Here is a 17,128-nt window from a genome sequence, read left to right on the forward strand (position 1 = left end):
GAAACTCTAACATTTTTTAGTAATTTAACATTCTTAGGAAATCAAATAATAATAAAAAAAAGATCTGCCGGAAAAACCGACAGACCTTCTCTTTATATAACAACATAATCTAGTACACTCTAAGCCCAGCTCTTGGTCCAGAAGTACTGGTAATTGCTTGCATTCTTGCTTTCTGACCTGCAGAGAACATATACATTGCAGCATCATCCACATAATCCATATAGTTCATGAATTGGATTGATCTGTTTACACCTCCACAAAGGTCATACTGAGGATAAGTTGGTTTTCCGAAGTTTTTGTCCTGTTGTGTTGGAGTATCATCTACATAATCGGTAGCACAGTTTCCATCGCCCCAAATGTGACGCAAATTCAGATAATGTCCTACTTCGTGAGTAGCAGTTCTTCCTAAGTTATATGGTGCAGAAGAAGTATTACCAAAGTATTTAGCAGCAATTACTACCCCATCGTTCCAAAGCCCCGCAGATTCTGGAAATGTTGCATAACCCAAAACACCTCCCATGTCTCCAACAACCCAAATATTAAAATAACTAGCTGGTTGATAAGCATCTTGACCTTTAGATGAAGATTTTTTCATCGCATCATTGGTTCTCCAAGATCTAACTGTGGTCGATTTACGTACAACACGATCCAATCTGAATCTGATTTTGGTATCACCAGCTGCAACAGAAGCAAACTCCGCAGGAATGTTGGTAACATCTGCATTGGTTCCGCCGTAATCTTTATTTAAAGTAGCAATTTGAGAAGCGATTTGTGCATCAGAAATATTCTCAGCAGAAGTTCTGTACAAGACATTCACCACCACAGGAATTTCTACAGTTCCGTCTGCCAATACTTTTCCAAGCGACAAGTCAGTAGCAAATTGCTTGGTAAATCTTTCGTTTTCGGTAAATTTCGCCATCAACTCAGGATTTGTCGCCAAAGCTTCTTTTCTAATATCTTCCGAAGGACAACCTCTTAAGGCAATCGCTCCATTAGAACTTGCAGTTAAACCATCATTTCCTTCTTGGTTGAGCAGCTGATCATCACCTGCATTACACGCAGCAAGCATTGACAAAGCAAATGCTCCCATTAACAATTTTTTCATAGTCTAAAATTTTAATTTTGAAGAAGCGAATTTATAGAGTTGAAAATTACTGTGCAATAGATTTTCAACAAACAAATCAATTATTTTGGTAAAAAATATTTAAATAAATGAATTACAGATTATTAATTTTTAAACAAATATGTTATTTGTATTAATTATAATCAATTTGAACACTTAAAAATAATTACATAAAACTTATTAATATTAAAATTTACATTAAAATAACCTAATAAATACCAAACATTACTAAAAATTCAATAAAAAAAAAGCAACCGTTTCCGATTGCTTCTTTTTACTATCAATATTTAAAAATTTATTCAATTGGCCTGAAAACAAGCCCTGTTTCCTCAAAATAATCAAGGGTAATTCGGTCACCATCATTTACGGTTCCGGCAAGAATTTCTTTAGACAATTTATTTAAAACCTCTTGCTGCAACACTCTTTTCAGCGGTCTCGCACCGAAACTTGGGTCATAACCCTTATTGGTGATATAATCAATAGCATCCTCAGTTGCGGTCATATAAATGCCACGCCTCTCAAGCATTTCATTGAAACCACGAAGTTGAAAATGTACGATTTTTCCAATTTCTTTTTTGTTCAAAGGCTGGAAAAGCACGGTCTCATCAATCCTGTTCAGGAATTCCGGTCTTAAAGTTTGTTTCAAGAGCGTGAAAACTTCGTCTTTGGTTTTATCTACGATTTCTTCAACATTATCATCGGTAATATTTTCAAAATTTTCCTGAATCAAATGCGATCCTAAATTGGAAGTCATGATAATAATTGAATTCTTGAAATTCACCACTCTTCCTTTGTTATCCGTCAATCTTCCATCATCCAAAACCTGCAACAAAGTATTGAAAACATCCGGATGCGCTTTCTCGATTTCATCTAAAAGCACCACAGAATAAGGTCTTCTGCGAACCGCTTCGGTCAATTGACCACCTTCATCGTAACCCACATATCCCGGAGGAGCACCCACCAAACGGGAAACAGAATGTCTTTCCTGATACTCGCTCATATCAATTCGGGTCATATTATTTTCATCATCAAAAAGAAACTCTGCCAAAGCCTTCGCCAATTCGGTTTTCCCAACTCCGGTAGTTCCTAAAAACAAGAAACTTCCGATTGGTTTTTTTTCATCATTAAGACCCGCTCTGTTTCTACGAATCGCATCCGCGACGGAGGTAATCGCTTCTTCTTGACCAACAACTCTTTTATGAAGTTCATCTTCCAAATGAAGGAGTTTTTCTCTCTCAGATTGCAGAAGTTTCGTCACCGGAATTCCAGTCCATTTTGAAATAACTTCCGATATATTTTCCGCCGTAACCTCTTCTTTAATCAACTCATTTTCATTATTTTGCATCTCAAGTTCCAACTTCTGAAGCTCCTCTTCTTTTTCGCGGAGTTTTCCGTACTGAATTTCAGCAACTTTAGCATAATCACCCACTCTAGAAGCTCTTTCGGCTTCTAATTTTAAAGCTTCAATGTCTTTTTTAATATGAGTTAAATCCTCAGATTTTTGTTTTTCTTTCAGCCATTTTGCATTAATTTCGTTTCGTTGCTCCTGGATTTTGGAAATATCTTCTTTTAAATGGTTTACTTTTATTTCATTTCCTTCTCTCGAAATTGCAGCAAGTTCAATTTCCATTTGCATCAATTTTCGGTCGAGAACATCAAGTTCTTCAGGTTTTGAATTGATTTCCATTCGGAGCTTCGCGGAAGCTTCATCAATCAGGTCAATCGCTTTATCCGGAAGAAAACGATCGGAAATATAGCGCTGAGATTGCTCTACCGCAGCAATAATCGCCTCATCTTTGATTCGAACTTTATGATGCGCTTCATATTTATCTTTAATTCCACGCAAAATCGAAATTGCAGATTCGGTATCCGGTTCTTCCACCATCACCTTTTGGAAACGTCTTTCGAGGGCTTTATCTTTTTCAAAATATTTTTGATATTCATTTAAAGTCGTTGCGCCAATCGCTCTCAATTCACCTCTCGCCAATGCAGGTTTCAGAATATTTGCAGCATCCATCGCTCCTTCTCCGCCACCAGCTCCGACTAAAGTATGAATTTCATCAATAAAAAGAATGATTTGTCCGTCGGATTTGATCACTTCATTCACCACAGATTTTAATCTTTCCTCGAATTCACCTTTGTATTTTGCGCCAGCAATTAATGCTCCCATATCCAAAGAATATAAAGTTTTATCTTGAAGATTTTCAGGGATATCTCCGGAAATAATTCGATGAGCAATCCCTTCAGCAATCGCGGTTTTACCAACACCTGGTTCACCAATCAGGATCGGATTATTCTTGGTTCTTCGCGATAAAATCTGCAAAACTCTTCGGATTTCTTCATCACGACCAATTACCGGATCGAGCTTTCCTTCCGCTGCGAGTTCGTTGAAGTTTTTCGCATATTTATTCAAACTTTGATAGGTTTCTTCAGAACTTGCGGAAGTTGCTTTAGAACCTTTTCGGATTTCACCGATCGCCATTTCCAAGCCTTTTTTGGTAACTCCCATATCTTTCAGCATTTTCGAAACATCCGAATTCACGTCGAATAACGAAAGCCAAAGATGCTCAATGGTCACAAATTCGTCACCCATTTTTTTAGCAACATTCGGCGCATCGAGCAAAACACGGTTCGCCGATTGCGAAAGATAAATGTTTCCGCCTTCAACTTTAGGCAGTTTTTCAAGATTTTCGCGGTTTCTTTCTCTTACTAAAGCAAGTTCCGCTTCTGATTTTTTCAATAAAAATTCAGAAATATTTTCATCTACCTGAAAAATTCCTTCAAGTAAATGTTGAGGTTCAATACTCTGGTTGCCAAATTCCATCGCGATTTGTTGCGCTTTCTGAATGGCTTCCTGTGATTTTACAGTATATTGATTTAAGTTCATCTTAATATTTTTTTTTCGTTTAAAAGATATTAAGAACCCATACAAATTTACGAATTCTTAATATCGTTATCAATCATTTTTTTAATCGAAACACAAATCGCAAAAACCATTCTCAAACCAAATTTTCTTATTTTTAAAGACAAATTTTCCGAAACAAACATTTGAAAACTAAGTATTTAAGTCAAAATTTCCGAAAACACAGGAAAACGAAATTCAATTGTAGACAAAAAGTTCTTTATTTTGAATTTCACTTCAATTTCATTTGAAACCCGCAATTTTCAAAACGTCTTTTTTACCATTAAAAATTAAGTATATTTGTTTAAATCAGATTTTTTTAAGTTTTAGACTAAAATATGCATCATTTTCATCAATTAAAAACCACCAAAGTAGCGAAGAAAACGAATGATTCGGTGAATATCGCTTTCGAAATTCCACAGAATCTAAGACACGAATTTTCGTTCAAACAAGGACAATATTTGAATGTAAGATTTGTTTTTGGGGAAGAAGATTTGCGCCGTTCGTATTCAATTGTGAACGCTCCCACCGAAGGAAACACTACCTTGGAAATTCTCGTAAAACATTTGGAAAATGGTAAAGTTTCCACTTTTCTCAACCAAGAATTAAAATCCGGTGATACGGTAGAAGTTTCCGCACCAATGGGACATTTTTACACGCATTATCATCCTTCTAATGAAAAAACATATGTGGGAATCGCAGCAGGTAGCGGGATATCACCGGTGCTGTCTAACTTAAAGGAAGCTCTTTACCAAGAACCGAAAAGCAAAGCATTTTTATTTTTCAGCAATAAAAGTGTGAACGACATTATTTTCAAAAAAGAAATTGACGAACTGGTACAAAAATTCGAAGGAAGACTAAAAGTTATTTATTTGCTTTCGCGCGAAAAACACTTTGAAGATGAGCTTTTTGAAGGAAGAATCTCCTCAGAAAAACTGAATCTTTTACTAGAAAAATTCACGGATATTCCAACTCAGGAAGCAACCTATTTTATTTGTGGACCCGCAGAAATGATCAAGGACGTTGCCGAATTTCTAAAAAAAGGCAAAAAAGTTCCCTCGTTGCAAATCATGTACGAATATTACGCTGCTCCAGATGACGATGAAAATGCCGAAATGAGCGATGAATTCAAATCAATTCCGAATATCGAAAGCATGGTAACTTTAATCATCGATGACGACGAATATTCTTTCCACCTGAATTCAAAGAAAAAAAGCATTTTAGATCAGGCGCTGAATGACAAATTACCAGTTCCGTTCGCTTGCAAAGGCGGAGTTTGCTGTACTTGCAAAGCGCAAGTGATGGAAGGTGAAGTTTTCATGGAGAAAAATTTCGCGCTAACCGAAGACGAAGTAGCAAGAGGCTTTGTACTGACTTGCCAATGTCACCCAACAACGAATGTGGTGATGCTGAATTACGACGTTTAACACAATCCGTAACGGATTAAAAAATACTCATTATGGCACAATGGAAATTTGCTAAAGCAATCAACGAAAATGAAGAATTCAAGATTGACGGAATCAACATCTGGAACCATTATTGGCATTGCGTTGACAAAAAAGTAGAAGTAAAAGGACCTTACGAAGGAAATGTTTATTTCTTCAAAGAATACCAAATCGAAAGCAACGACAAAACCATCAATTTTGTTGCAGGAGAATTCATCGATTCCAAAGTGGGAATTTATCTTAAAGATGATTTGAGCGACACCAAACTTTGATTTAAAATTTAATTAAAAAACACGCATCCGCGGTGAAATATGGAACATTTAGAAAAATTTTTAGCCTACGTACAGGCAGAAAACAAGGTAGAACCGAAAGACGTGATGCCCGATGATTACCGAAAACTTTTAGTTCGGCAAATTTCTCAACACGCCCATTCCGAAATTGTGGGAATGCTTCCAGAAGCCAACTGGATCACGAGAGCGCCTTCTTTGAGAAGAAAAATGGCACTTTTGGCAAAAATTCAAGATGAAGCCGGACACGGACTTTATTTATATGCCGCTACCGAAACTTTAAATAATGGAGAAATCGCTGCAGACCGCGATTCTACTTATAACGACATGCTTTCCGGAAAGGCAAAATATTCTAGTATTTTCAATTATCCGGCGCTTTCTTGGGCAGATATCGGCGCAATCGGCTGGTTGGTTGATGGCGCAGCGATTATGAACCAAGTCATGTTGATGGGAAATTCTTACGGTCCATATTCCAGAGCAATGGTGAGGATTTGCAAAGAAGAATCTTTCCACCAAAGACAAGGTTATGAAATCTTGATGACACTTTGTCGCGGAACCAAAGAGCAGAAAGATTTAGCACAAGAAGCCTTAAACCGTTTCTGGTGGCCGGCTTTGATGATGTTCGGCCCGAATGACGACGCTTCTCCAAACTCACAAAAATCAATGAATTACCGAGTGAAACGCGAAAGCAACGATTCTTTAAGACAAAGATTCATCGATGTGACCGTTCCTCAAGCAGAATTTTTAGGTTTAAAAGTCCCTGATGAAAATTTAAAATGGAATGAAGAAACACAACATTATGATTTCGGCGAATTACCTTGGGATGAATTCATGGAAGTTTTGAAAGGAAACGGTCCTTGCAACAAAAAACGCTTGGAAACGAAAAGAAAAGCACAGCGCGAACATTCATGGGTAAAAGAAGCGGCAATGGCGTATGCTTCTAAAATGAAGAATGAGCCTATAAATAATAATAATTAATTCTCAAATTAACACATTCCCAAATTCTCAAATTAAAAATATGATTTGGCAAGGACGTTTCGACGGTGATGATCCGCTATATCACCGGGTTTTTCAAAGAGTTTCTTTGGAAGATAATTACAACAATATTTCGGAAAACGATTTTATTCTCCACGGCTTTGCCGTTGACGAGGGCGTGAAAAGAAACAAAGGAAGAGTCGGCGCAAAAGACGCTCCCGATATCATCAGAAAAAACGCTGCCAATTTTCCGGTGGTCAATCCTGAATTTATTTTAAAAGATTTTGGGAATGTCACTTGTGAAGATGGAAATTTAGAGCAATCACAAACAGAACTTGCCAATAAAGTCGCGGAAGTTTTAAAAAGAAAAGGAAAATCTATTGTTTTCGGTGGTGGTCACGAAGTAACTTTCGCACACTATTCCGGAATTAAAAGGGTTTTTTCTGATAAAAAAATAGGAATCATTAATATTGATGCGCATTTCGATAATCGAGATATCGATCCCAAAGTGGGCGCAAGTTCTGGAACCGGATTCTGGCAAATTGCACAAGAAGGGAAAATTCATTCGCTCCATATCGGAATCCAGAGAAATTCAAATACGCTAAAACTTTTCGATACAGCCCATCAATTTGGAATGAAATATCTATTGGCAGACGAACTCTTCTTTGAAAACCTTCCCAATATTTACCAAAAAATCGATGATTTTATTGCCGAAGCGGATGTTTTATATCTTACCATTTGTATGGATGTTTTCAACGCAGCTATCGCTCCGGGAGTTTCAGCCACCGCTTACAACGGAATAATGGTGGATCCAACTTTTATACACTGGTTCAGACACATTCTAAAAAACAAAAAACTCATCGCAATGGATATTGCGGAAGTAAATCCAAGCCTAGACATCGCCGAAAGAACCGCTAGATTGGCTGCAAGCTTAGGGAATGAATGGTTGATGATTTAAAATATGATTTTAGTAAAAATCACATTTCTAATACAATCAGAACATTATTCTTACTTTTCTAATAAATTAGCCAACACACAACGAAGCATAAATAATTTACAACAGCAACCACTTCAATAAAATATATTATATTAGCATATAAAATTCTTCTGAAAAGAGTGAGACCTGCGAATAATTATTTATTAAAAATGGTAAAAAAAATCATAGATGATAAAGAATTTTATATATTTGCACCAATTAACAATTAATTAAAAATAAATTACTATGTCAGACATTGCATCAAGAGTAAAAGCTATTATCGCTGATAAACTCGACGTTGAGGAAACAGAAGTAACTCCAGAAGCAAGCTTCACAAACGATCTAGGAGCAGATTCTTTGGATACTGTAGAATTAATCATGGAATTTGAAAAAGAATTTAACATTCAAATCCCTGATGATCAAGCAGAAAAAATTACAACTGTAGGACACGCTATTACTTACATCGAAGAAGTAGTGAACAAATAATATTCTATTAACAAGAATCAGAAAAATTTATGGAATTAAAAAGAGTAGTAGTTACTGGTTTCGGAGCCATTACACCAATCGGAAATAATGCTAAGGATTACTGGGAAAACCTTGTAAAAGGTGAGAGCGGTGCTGCTCCTATTACTCTTTTTGATGCCACAAACTTCAAAACCAAATTCGCCTGCGAAGTAAAAAATTTCAATCCTCTAGATCACTTCGATAAAAAAGAAGCTAAAAAAATGGATCGAAATACCCAATTGGGAATCGTGGCCGCTCGTGAAGCTGTAGAACATTCCGGAATTATTTCGGATGATCTAGACAAAAACAGAGTCGGAGTAATTTGGGGTTCAGGTATTGGAGGTCTAGAAACTTTCGAAACCGAAGTCTTGGGTTGGGCAAATACTGAAATTCCCCGTTTCAACCCTTTCTTTATTCCTAAAATGATTGCGGACATTACCGGAGGGCAAATTTCTATTGAATACGGCTTCCATGGTCCGAACTACACCACCGTTTCTGCATGTGCTTCTTCTGCCAACGCACTTATCGACGCCAAAATGCTTATCCAATTAGGTAAAGCTGATGTGATCGTTTGCGGAGGTTCCGAGGCAGCAGTTACTGCAAGTGGCGTAGGTGGTTTCAATGCCATGATGGCACTTTCTACCAGAAATGATGATCCTAAAACCGCTTCAAGACCTTTCGATAAAGACCGTGATGGTTTTGTACTAGGCGAAGGTGCAGGATCAATTATCTTGGAAGAATATGAACACGCAAAAAAACGCGGTGCAACAATCTATGCCGAGTTGAAAGGCGGTGGAATGAGCGCTGATGCGTATCACATGACGGCTCCACACCCTGAAGGTTTGGGTGCTTACTTGGTAATGAAAAATTGTTTAGAAGACGCAGGTGTAACGACCAACGAAGTAGATCACATCAATATGCATGGTACTTCTACTCCATTGGGCGACATCGCTGAATCTAATGCAATTTCCAAATTATTGGGCGATCATGCGTATGACATCCAGATTAACTCTACCAAATCGATGACCGGTCACCTATTAGGTGCTGCTGGAGTAATCGAAGCAATTGCTGCCATAAACACTATTATCCACGACATTGTTCCTCCTACCATCAATCATTTTACTGATGATGAAAAAATCGACAGCCGTCTCAATTTCACTTTCCATCATGCAGTGAAAAAAGAAGTGAAAGTTGCTATGAGCAATACTTTCGGCTTTGGTGGACACAACGCTTGTGTACTTTTCTCCAAAATCTAAAGTAGAAATACAATGGAGTTAAAGAAATATTTTCCTAACTTCCTAGTCAACAGAAAAAAAAACCTTTCGGAAAAAGATTATTATCTGAGCAATGAAATCAGTAAGATTACTGGTTGCAATGTACAGAATATCAGCCTTTACCGCGAAGCTTTCTCTTTAAAAAATGCTTCTAAAAAACAAGCCAAAAATTATGAAAGGCTAGAGTTTTTAGGGGATTCGGTTTTGGGAGCAATTATCTCTTGTCACTTATTTTCAACTTATCCGGAAGCCAACGAAGGCTATCTCACACAGATGAAATCGAAAATTGTGAACAGAAAAAACCTTAATAAACTTGGGGAAGAACTTTCGTTGACAAAATTTCTACAGAATGAAACGGCCACTACACTCAGCGAAAACATCGCAGGAAATCTTTTCGAGGCTTTAATTGGTGCGCTGTATTTGGATGTGGATTACGAAACCTGTAAAAAGGTAGTTTTGGAAAGGCTTTTAACACCTTCTGAAATTAATAAATTGGAAAATAAAATAGTGAGTTACAAAGGCTTGCTACTGGAATGGAGCCAAAAGAAAAAACTCATCCTAAGATACGAAACTTGCGAAGAAATGCAGCCCAATAAAAGCCTTGTATTCCGCAGTCATGTATGGTTGGATAATGAGAAAATTTCAAACGCTACCGAAACTTCCAAGAAAAAGGCAGAAGAAAAAGCCGCTCAAAGAGCATTCTATATTTTAAACAAAAAACAAAGCATCATTGAAAACCCAAAAGATACTGCTTGATATTGAAAACGATGATGAAAACATCTCGTTAGGTCTGGTAAGGCTGGCTAAAGAAATCCCGCAACACGAGCTTTTCTATCACCTCAATACAATCAATTCTTTTAATTTCAGCCGCATCGATGACCTTGTTTACCACGGAAATTATTTTGAATATCACTTTCCGAGATTTCAGGCTTTTCACTCTGATTCCAAGATTTGTATTCACTTTATTGCCAATAAATGCTGCAATTCCAAGCAGAAGAAAATCTCCACAGAACTCTTCTCAGAAGAGCTCGAAAATAAATATCTGCTCGATCATTTTCAAGATGTTGATTATATCATCAAAACATCGGAGCCATTTGATGATTTTTCCTTAATTTTGCTCCCGGAAAATCTTATGTTTCAAATACAAGATTTTACCCTCAGTTCCGAAGAGGAACTTTACCACATATTTCAATATTATGAATAAATATTTAAAAAAGACAAAAATCATTGCCACCTTAGGCCCTGCTTCATCCGATAAAGAAACAATGTTGCAACTGATACAGGCAGGTGTAGATGTTTTCAGAATAAATTTCTCGCACGCAGATTACGATTTAGTAAAGAAAAATGTAAATGCCATCCGCGAACTTAACCAAGAATATGGTTATTCAGTTGGTATTCTCGGGGATTTACAAGGTCCGAAACTTCGTGTTGGAGTTGTAAAGGAAGGTTCTTACCTCAATCCTGGTGATATCCTAACCTTCACCAACGAAAAAATCGAAGGAGATTCTACTAGAGTTTACATGACTTATCAGCAGTTTCCACAAGATGTGAAAGCTGGTGAAAGAATTCTCATCGACGATGGTAAACTGGTTTTGGAAGTAATCGAAACCAACAACGTTGATACCGTAAAAGCGAAAACCATTCAAGGGGGACCTTTGAGTTCTAAGAAAGGAGTAAACCTTCCGAACACCAATGTTTCGTTGCCTGCACTTACCGAAAAAGATATTGAAGATGCGAACTTCATGCTCGATTTAGAACTCGACTGGATCGCTCTTTCGTTCGTTAGACACGCACAAGACATCATCGATTTGAAAGAATTGATGAAAAAACACCCAACCAACAAACACAAAACCCCAATTATTGCGAAAATTGAAAAACCGGAAGGGGTGAAAAATATCGAGCAAATCTTGCTAGAATGTGACGGCTTGATGGTTGCTAGAGGAGACTTGGGTGTGGAAGTTCCGATGGAAGAAGTTCCGGCAATTCAGAAAAATTTAGTAGCAATTGCAAGAAAATATGCAAAACCGGTAATTATCGCTACTCAAATGATGGAAACCATGATTAATAGCCTTACGCCAACCAGAGCGGAGGTGAATGACGTGGCAAACTCGGTACTCGACGGTGCGGATGCAGTAATGCTTTCTGGGGAAACTTCTGTTGGAAAATATCCTGTAGATGTAGTAGCCAACATGTCGAAAATCGTAAAAAATATCGAGCAAACTCATTTTTACCAAAACAAAAACGCTCCAATTGAGCACGAATTCAATTGTGTTGACGAGCGTTTCATTACCAACCGTGTATGTTTGGCAGCAGTGAGAATCGCAAAAACAACCAATGTAGAAGCAATTATCACGTTGACCTACTCAGGATATACGGCTTTTCAAATTTCAGCGCACAGACCTAATTCCAACATCATCGTATTCTCTTCAAACAAACGAGTGCTTACGATGTTGAACTTACTTTGGGGAGTTCGTGCATTCCACTATGATATGCAGAAATCTACCGACGAAACGATTATTCAGGTGAATATGCTGACTCATACAAAAGGTTACGTGGAACAAGGTGATTTCGTGATCAACCTCAACGCAACACCGGCTTATGAAGGTGGTAAAACCAATACTTTAAGATTGACAACGATTTAATAAAAATCGGTAAAGATAATTGAGCCCGCCTATTTGGTGGGCTTTTTTTATGGTCGGTTGTGGTCCTCTACCCAAGCAATGCATTAAAATAATCCATCGATGCGGTTCTATCCTCCATTTTTGGGGTTCCAGACCTCATTTTTGAGGTTCCAAGCCCCAAAAATGAGGCTTTGAACCTCATTTTTGGGGTTCCGAGCCTCATCTTTGAGGTTCAAAGCCTCATTTTTGGGGCTTGGGACCTCATCATCGCACTTCAGAACCGCAATTTTGGGGTCGAGAACCTCAATTTTCCACAAAAAAATCCGCTCAGAAAACTCTGAACGGATTTTTTTATTGCAATACGCTTTATGCTGTACGCCGTAAGCTTAGCGCCTACTGCCTATAGCTTAGCGCGCGATGATTTACATCATTCCCGGCATTCCGCCTCCCATTGGCATTGCTGGTTCGTCTTTTTTCACCTCAGTGATAACACATTCTGTAGTCAACAACATTCCGGAAACGGAAGCTGCGTTTTCTAAAGCCACTCTGGTTACTTTAGTTGGGTCGATAATTCCAGCTTCAAGCATGTTTACATACTCATCAGTTTTTGCATTGAAACCAAAATCTCCAGTTCCTTCAGCAACTTTCGCTACAATTACAGAACCTTCGCCACCTGCGTTGGCTACGATTTGTCTTAATGGTTCTTCGATCGCTCTTTTAACGATTTTAATCCCAGTAGATTCATCTTGATTAGCTCCTGTAAGGTTTTCTAATGCAGAAATTGCTCTAACCAAAGCAACACCACCACCAGCAACGATTCCTTCTTCTACTGCTGCTCTTGTAGCGTGCAATGCATCATCAACACGGTCTTTTTTCTCTTTCATTTCCACTTCAGACGCAGCTCCTACATAAAGTACAGCAACTCCACCGGCCAATTTCGCCAATCTTTCTTGAAGTTTTTCTTTATCGTAATCAGAAGTTGTAGATTCCATTTGTGCTTTGATTTGTGCTACTCTACCTTTGATTTGAGCATCATCACCAGCACCGTTTACGATGGTTGTATTGTCTTTATCAATAACGATTTTTTCTGCAGTTCCTAGCATTTCCAAAGTAGCGTTTTCCATAGTGAAACCTCTTTCTTCAGAAATTACTTGACCTCCTGTTAAAATGGCGATGTCTTCCAACATTGCTTTTCTTCTGTCACCAAATCCTGGAGCTTTTACCGCAGCGATTTTCAATGAACCTCTTAGTTTGTTTACTACCAAAGTTGCTAAAGCTTCACCTTCTACTTCTTCAGAAATAATTAATAGAGATTTTCCTGCTTGTGCAACGGGCTCTAAAACTGGCAACAATTCTTTCATTGATGAGATTTTTTTCTCAACCAAAAGAATATATGGATTTTCAAGTTCAGCAATCATTTTCTCAGGATTGGTAACGAAGTAAGGTGATTGGTAACCTCTGTCGAATTGCATTCCTTCTACTACATCTACAGTAGTATCAGTACCTTTCGCTTCTTCAACGGTGATTACACCTTCTTTTCCAACTTTTCCGAAAGCTTCAGCGATTAATGTCCCGATAGTATCGTCGTTGTTTGCAGAAATCGAAGCTACTTGCTTAATTTTTTCAGAAGAATCTCCAACTGCCTGAGACTGAGATTTAAGATTTTCAACTACTGCAATAACTGCTTTGTCGATACCTCTTTTCAAATCCATTGGATTTGCTCCTGCAGCAACGTTTTTCAATCCTTCACGAACGATTGCTTGTGCAAGAACTGTCGCAGTTGTAGTACCGTCACCGGCAATATCATTGGTTTTAGAAGCAACTTCTTTCACCATTTGAGCACCCATGTTTTCAACACGATCTTCTAACTCAATTTCTTTTGCTACGGAAACTCCATCTTTAGTAACGTGTGGTGCACCGAAAGATTTTTCGATCACAACGTTACGACCTTTAGGACCTAAAGTCACTTTTACTGCATTCGCTAATGCATCAACACCTCTTTTCAGTGCGTCTCTTGATTCGATATCGAATTTTATTTCTTTTGCCATTTTTTGCTGTATTAATGTATGATGTACAAAGTAATATGTACTATTTTTTAAATTTAATTTGTTCGAGAAATTCGTAAAAAATTAGTGGAATTCGCACAAAAACTTACCCCAAAATTCCGAATAAGTCGTTTTCTTTTACGATTAAATAATCTTTTCCATCTAATTTCAATTCGGTTCCTGCATATTTTCCGTAAAGAACTTTATCGCCCACTTTTACAGTCATTGGCTCGTCTGCTTTTCCGTTTCCGACAGCGACTACTGTTCCTTCTTGTGGTTTTTCTTTTGCTGTATCTGGAATGATGATTCCTGAAGCGGTGGTAGTTTCTGCAACATTCGGTTCAACAAGAACTCGGTCTGCTAATGGTTTGAAATTTACTGACATATTTTTTAGGGTTTAAATTATTAATGTACAACCGTCTTTTCTCCAAAACGATGCCAACGAAAGCAAACTGCAAAACTGTCATTTAAAAAATAAAGGTTGTGCAATTTTGGCAGAAAAAAAAGTCATTCAGTAATTTGAATGACTTTCATTTATTGTTTTAATTTTTCTTTCCAGCGGCCTGCATCGGGTTTACTTTTCCTTGTGCAGCTCCTCGTGCAGCTTCTCCTTTTTTCTGTTTGAAAACTTCAAATTTAGAAGTCGGTTCAGGAATTTCACCCCAGAAATTGTTGGAAGTATCGATATCCGCGGTTTCTCTCATCGGATCGAGTTGGATGGATTTCAACTTCTTATCAAAATAATAAGTTTTTGAAATGTTTTGTTCATTTTTTCTCCAAATTTGCGCGGAAGATTTATCATTCAATTTGGTACCATCTTCAAAAGTAAATTCAAGAATAATCGGCATCACCAAACCTCCTTTGTTGCTGAAATCAATTTGATAAGCATAAATATTCTGTAATTTCGACTTCTCGCTGGCAGGTATTTTTTCCAAATTATCCACTTTCAAAGTGTATTTTTTGGCATCATCTACCTTTTCCATTCCACGGTTGTATCTCCAATAAAAATCTTGAGTTTCTTTGTCTTTATCGGTATAAAACTGAATATTTTTATCGTTTTTATTTCGGATTTTCGAGATATCTTCGAAGTCATTTTGCTGTGGTTGATCTACAGTATAACTAATCTCGCGGGTTTTAGGTTCGATATCCAAATTTGGTGAAGCCACGGTCACTTTATCGATAGAAATATCCACTGGATCGATTCCGTAGAACCAACCTCTCCAGAACCAATCGAGGTTTTCGGCACTTGCATCATTCATCGTTCTGAAGAAATCTGCAGGTTCCGGATGTTTGAACGCCCATCTTTTCGCATAGGTTTTAAATGCTTTATCGAAAAGTTCACGTCCCATAATGGTTTCTCTCAAAATATTCAACCCTGTAGCTGGTTTTGAATAGGCATTCGGACCAAATTGAATGATATTTTCTGAGTTGGTCATAATCGGTTCCAGCTGATCTTTTGGCAATTTCATATAATCAACAATCGTGTGAGCTGGTCCTCTTCTTGAAGGGAATTTGTTGTCCCATTTTTCTTCCGTTAAATATTCCACAAAAGTGTTCAACCCTTCATCCATCCAGCTCCATTGTCTTTCGTCAGAGTTGATGATCATTGGGAAGAAATTATGTCCAACTTCGTGAATGATCACGCCGATCATTCCGTTTTTAATTCCTTCGGAATAAGTTCCGTCTTTTTCGGTTCTTCCGTAATTAAAGCAAATCATCGGATATTCCATTCCGTTCGCAGCTTCGATGGATTGCGCAACGGGATAAGGATAAGGAACGGTAAATTCTGAATAGGTTTTGATGGTATGTGCAACTGCTCTTGTTGAGAATTTTCTGTAAAGATTGTAGGCTTCTTTCGGATACAAACTCATCGCCATCACCTGATTGTTGTTTTCAGGAATTACGACTTTCATAGCATCCCAAACAAATTTTCTGGAAGAAGTCCATGCAAAATCTCTTACATTTTCTGCTTCGAAAACCCAAGTTTTTCTTTGTTTTGATTTATTCTTTTCCGCTTTTTTAGCTTCATCTAAAGTTACAATTTCTATAGGTTCAGAAGAACTTTGAGCTTGCTTCCATCTTGCCAATTGCGCTGAAGAAAGCACTTGATCATAATTTTTTCCAACTCCTGTTGAAGCCACAATATGATCTGCTGGAACATTCATCGTCACTTTATAATTTCCGAAAACCAAAGCAAACTCTCCTCTTCCAGTGAACTGATTATTTTGCCAACCTTTGAAATCACTATACACACACATTCTTGGAAACCATTGGGTAATGGTGTAAAGATCGTTTCCATCTTCCGCAAAGTTTTCATAACCACCTCTTCCGCCCATCACGATACGGTTCGGGATGTTATAATTCCAATTGATTTTAAAAACAAATTTTTCGCCTTTCTTCAGTATTTTAGGCAAATCAATTCTCATCATGGTTTTATTCACGATGTATTTCAAAGGATTGCCGGAAGCATCGGTTACTTTCTCCAAATTCACGCCATAACCATTGTCATTTGCTGGCAACTCACTTGTTTTGAGATGTTCCGTAGTCGTTTGTCTAGGAATTTTGGATTCAGAATCATAGCCTGCATTTTTTACAGATGATTGTTCATTTTCATCCAATTGCAACCAAAGATATTCTAAATCGTCGGGAGAATTATTGTAATAAGTTACCGTTTCTGACCCCTTCAAATTTCTTTTATCTTCATCCAGATAAGCATCAATTTGATAATCTGCTCGGTTTTGCCAATAACCTTGTCCGGGAGCTCCGGAAGCAGTTCTATAAACATTGGGAGTTGGCAAAATGGTACCCAATTGCTCGAATTTGTTGCCATGATTGCTTTTCGGATTGTTTTGAATATCCTGAGCATAAATTCCTAATGGAATAAAAAAAGACAAAATGATGGATTTAAACTTCATGGAATGTTGTTGTTTTAATTAAGAGTCTTCAAAACTACGAAATCGTTACAAAAAATGAATG

Annotated in this window: 14 protein-coding genes; 9 read left to right on the plus strand and 5 right to left on the minus strand. The window is 37.6% G+C overall.

The window, feature by feature from the left end:
• Positions 1 to 109: 109 nt before the first annotated feature.
• Positions 110 to 1,105, minus strand: coding sequence for a zinc metalloprotease (locus NOV28_RS07130; protein ID WP_255929130.1), 996 nt, complete (start codon positions 1,103 to 1,105; stop codon positions 110 to 112).
• Positions 1,106 to 1,418: 313 nt separating this feature from the next.
• A complete protein-coding gene (gene clpB / locus NOV28_RS07135; protein WP_255929133.1) occupies positions 1,419 to 4,010 on the minus strand; it encodes an ATP-dependent chaperone ClpB in 2,592 nt (863 codons plus the stop codon).
• A gap of 353 nt (positions 4,011 to 4,363) precedes the next feature.
• On the opposite strand from clpB, the gene NOV28_RS07140 reads away from it, so the two are divergent.
• From NOV28_RS07140 to pyk, 9 genes are all read left to right on the plus strand, one after another.
• Positions 4,364 to 5,452: an FAD-binding oxidoreductase gene (locus tag NOV28_RS07140; protein ID WP_255929135.1), complete on the plus strand. Its 1,089-nt coding sequence runs from the start codon at positions 4,364 to 4,366 to the stop codon at positions 5,450 to 5,452.
• 32 nt (positions 5,453 to 5,484) lie between these two features.
• Complete coding sequence (locus NOV28_RS07145) at positions 5,485 to 5,742, plus strand: hypothetical protein (RefSeq protein ID WP_255929137.1); 258 nt, start codon at positions 5,485 to 5,487, stop codon at positions 5,740 to 5,742.
• A 39-nt stretch (positions 5,743 to 5,781) separates the two neighbouring features.
• Positions 5,782 to 6,735 (plus strand): 1,2-phenylacetyl-CoA epoxidase subunit PaaA, encoded by a 954-nt coding sequence (paaA, locus tag NOV28_RS07150; protein WP_255929139.1) that lies wholly within the window; start codon positions 5,782 to 5,784, stop codon positions 6,733 to 6,735.
• A 40-nt stretch (positions 6,736 to 6,775) separates the two neighbouring features.
• The gene (gene hutG, locus NOV28_RS07155) at positions 6,776 to 7,690 is read left to right on the plus strand and encodes a formimidoylglutamase (protein WP_255929141.1); all 915 of its coding nucleotides are present in this window, start codon (positions 6,776 to 6,778) and stop codon (positions 7,688 to 7,690) included.
• A gap of 264 nt (positions 7,691 to 7,954) precedes the next feature.
• Positions 7,955 to 8,194 carry an acyl carrier protein gene (locus NOV28_RS07160; RefSeq protein WP_015807007.1) on the plus strand — a complete coding sequence of 80 codons (240 nt, stop codon included), beginning with the start codon at positions 7,955 to 7,957 and terminating at the stop codon, positions 8,192 to 8,194.
• A gap of 29 nt (positions 8,195 to 8,223) precedes the next feature.
• Entirely contained in the window at positions 8,224 to 9,468 is a 1,245-nt protein-coding gene (fabF, locus tag NOV28_RS07165; RefSeq protein WP_255929147.1) for a beta-ketoacyl-ACP synthase II, read from the plus strand.
• 12 nt (positions 9,469 to 9,480) lie between these two features.
• Positions 9,481 to 10,242 (plus strand): ribonuclease III, encoded by a 762-nt coding sequence (gene rnc / locus NOV28_RS07170; RefSeq protein ID WP_255929149.1) that lies wholly within the window; start codon positions 9,481 to 9,483, stop codon positions 10,240 to 10,242.
• A complete protein-coding gene (locus NOV28_RS07175) occupies positions 10,217 to 10,690 on the plus strand; it encodes an IPExxxVDY family protein (protein ID WP_255929151.1) in 474 nt (157 codons plus the stop codon). The genes rnc and NOV28_RS07175 overlap by 26 nt, the downstream gene beginning before the upstream one ends.
• Positions 10,683 to 12,128: a pyruvate kinase gene (gene pyk, locus NOV28_RS07180; protein WP_255929153.1), complete on the plus strand. Its 1,446-nt coding sequence runs from the start codon at positions 10,683 to 10,685 to the stop codon at positions 12,126 to 12,128. Before NOV28_RS07175 ends, pyk begins: the two co-directional genes overlap by 8 nt.
• Positions 12,129 to 12,529: 401 nt before the next feature.
• Here pyk and groL read toward each other — a convergent pair whose 3' ends face one another.
• The 3 genes from groL to NOV28_RS07195 all read right to left on the minus strand — a co-directional run bounded on the left by groL (position 12,530) and on the right by NOV28_RS07195 (position 17,067).
• On the minus strand, positions 12,530 to 14,155 hold the full coding sequence (groL, locus tag NOV28_RS07185; RefSeq protein WP_255929155.1) for a chaperonin GroEL: 1,626 nt from the start codon (positions 14,153 to 14,155) through the stop codon (positions 12,530 to 12,532).
• Between the two features lie 103 nt (positions 14,156 to 14,258).
• Positions 14,259 to 14,537 carry a co-chaperone GroES gene (locus NOV28_RS07190; RefSeq protein WP_255929157.1) on the minus strand — a complete coding sequence of 93 codons (279 nt, stop codon included), beginning with the start codon at positions 14,535 to 14,537 and terminating at the stop codon, positions 14,259 to 14,261.
• A gap of 157 nt (positions 14,538 to 14,694) precedes the next feature.
• On the minus strand, positions 14,695 to 17,067 hold the full coding sequence (locus NOV28_RS07195) for a M1 family metallopeptidase (RefSeq protein ID WP_255929159.1): 2,373 nt from the start codon (positions 17,065 to 17,067) through the stop codon (positions 14,695 to 14,697).
• Positions 17,068 to 17,128 lie beyond the last annotated feature (61 nt).

Origin of the sequence: Kaistella montana (assembly GCF_024436175.1) — a bacterium.
GTDB lineage: Bacteria > Bacteroidota > Bacteroidia > Flavobacteriales > Weeksellaceae > Kaistella > Kaistella montana.

Bases quoted from the DNA above. Each gene is read 5' to 3' on its own strand.
- NOV28_RS07160 (WP_015807007.1), top strand. From the start codon at position 7,955: ATGTCAGACATTGCATCAAGAGTAAAAGCTATTATCGCTGATAAACTC.
- NOV28_RS07140 (WP_255929135.1), top strand. From the start codon at position 4,364: ATGCATCATTTTCATCAATTAAAAACCACCAAAGTAGCGAAGAAAACG.
- NOV28_RS07190 (WP_255929157.1), bottom strand. From the start codon at position 14,537: ATGTCAGTAAATTTCAAACCATTAGCAGACCGAGTTCTTGTTGAACCG.
- NOV28_RS07145 (WP_255929137.1), top strand. From the start codon at position 5,485: ATGGCACAATGGAAATTTGCTAAAGCAATCAACGAAAATGAAGAATTC.
- pyk (WP_255929153.1), top strand. From the start codon at position 10,683: ATGAATAAATATTTAAAAAAGACAAAAATCATTGCCACCTTAGGCCCT.
- groL (WP_255929155.1), bottom strand. From the start codon at position 14,155: ATGGCAAAAGAAATAAAATTCGATATCGAATCAAGAGACGCACTGAAA.
- hutG (WP_255929141.1), top strand. From the start codon at position 6,776: ATGATTTGGCAAGGACGTTTCGACGGTGATGATCCGCTATATCACCGG.
- paaA (WP_255929139.1), top strand. From the start codon at position 5,782: ATGGAACATTTAGAAAAATTTTTAGCCTACGTACAGGCAGAAAACAAG.
- NOV28_RS07195 (WP_255929159.1), bottom strand. From the start codon at position 17,067: ATGAAGTTTAAATCCATCATTTTGTCTTTTTTTATTCCATTAGGAATT.
- NOV28_RS07130 (WP_255929130.1), bottom strand. From the start codon at position 1,105: ATGAAAAAATTGTTAATGGGAGCATTTGCTTTGTCAATGCTTGCTGCG.
- rnc (WP_255929149.1), top strand. From the start codon at position 9,481: ATGGAGTTAAAGAAATATTTTCCTAACTTCCTAGTCAACAGAAAAAAA.
- fabF (WP_255929147.1), top strand. From the start codon at position 8,224: ATGGAATTAAAAAGAGTAGTAGTTACTGGTTTCGGAGCCATTACACCA.
- clpB (WP_255929133.1), bottom strand. From the start codon at position 4,010: ATGAACTTAAATCAATATACTGTAAAATCACAGGAAGCCATTCAGAAA.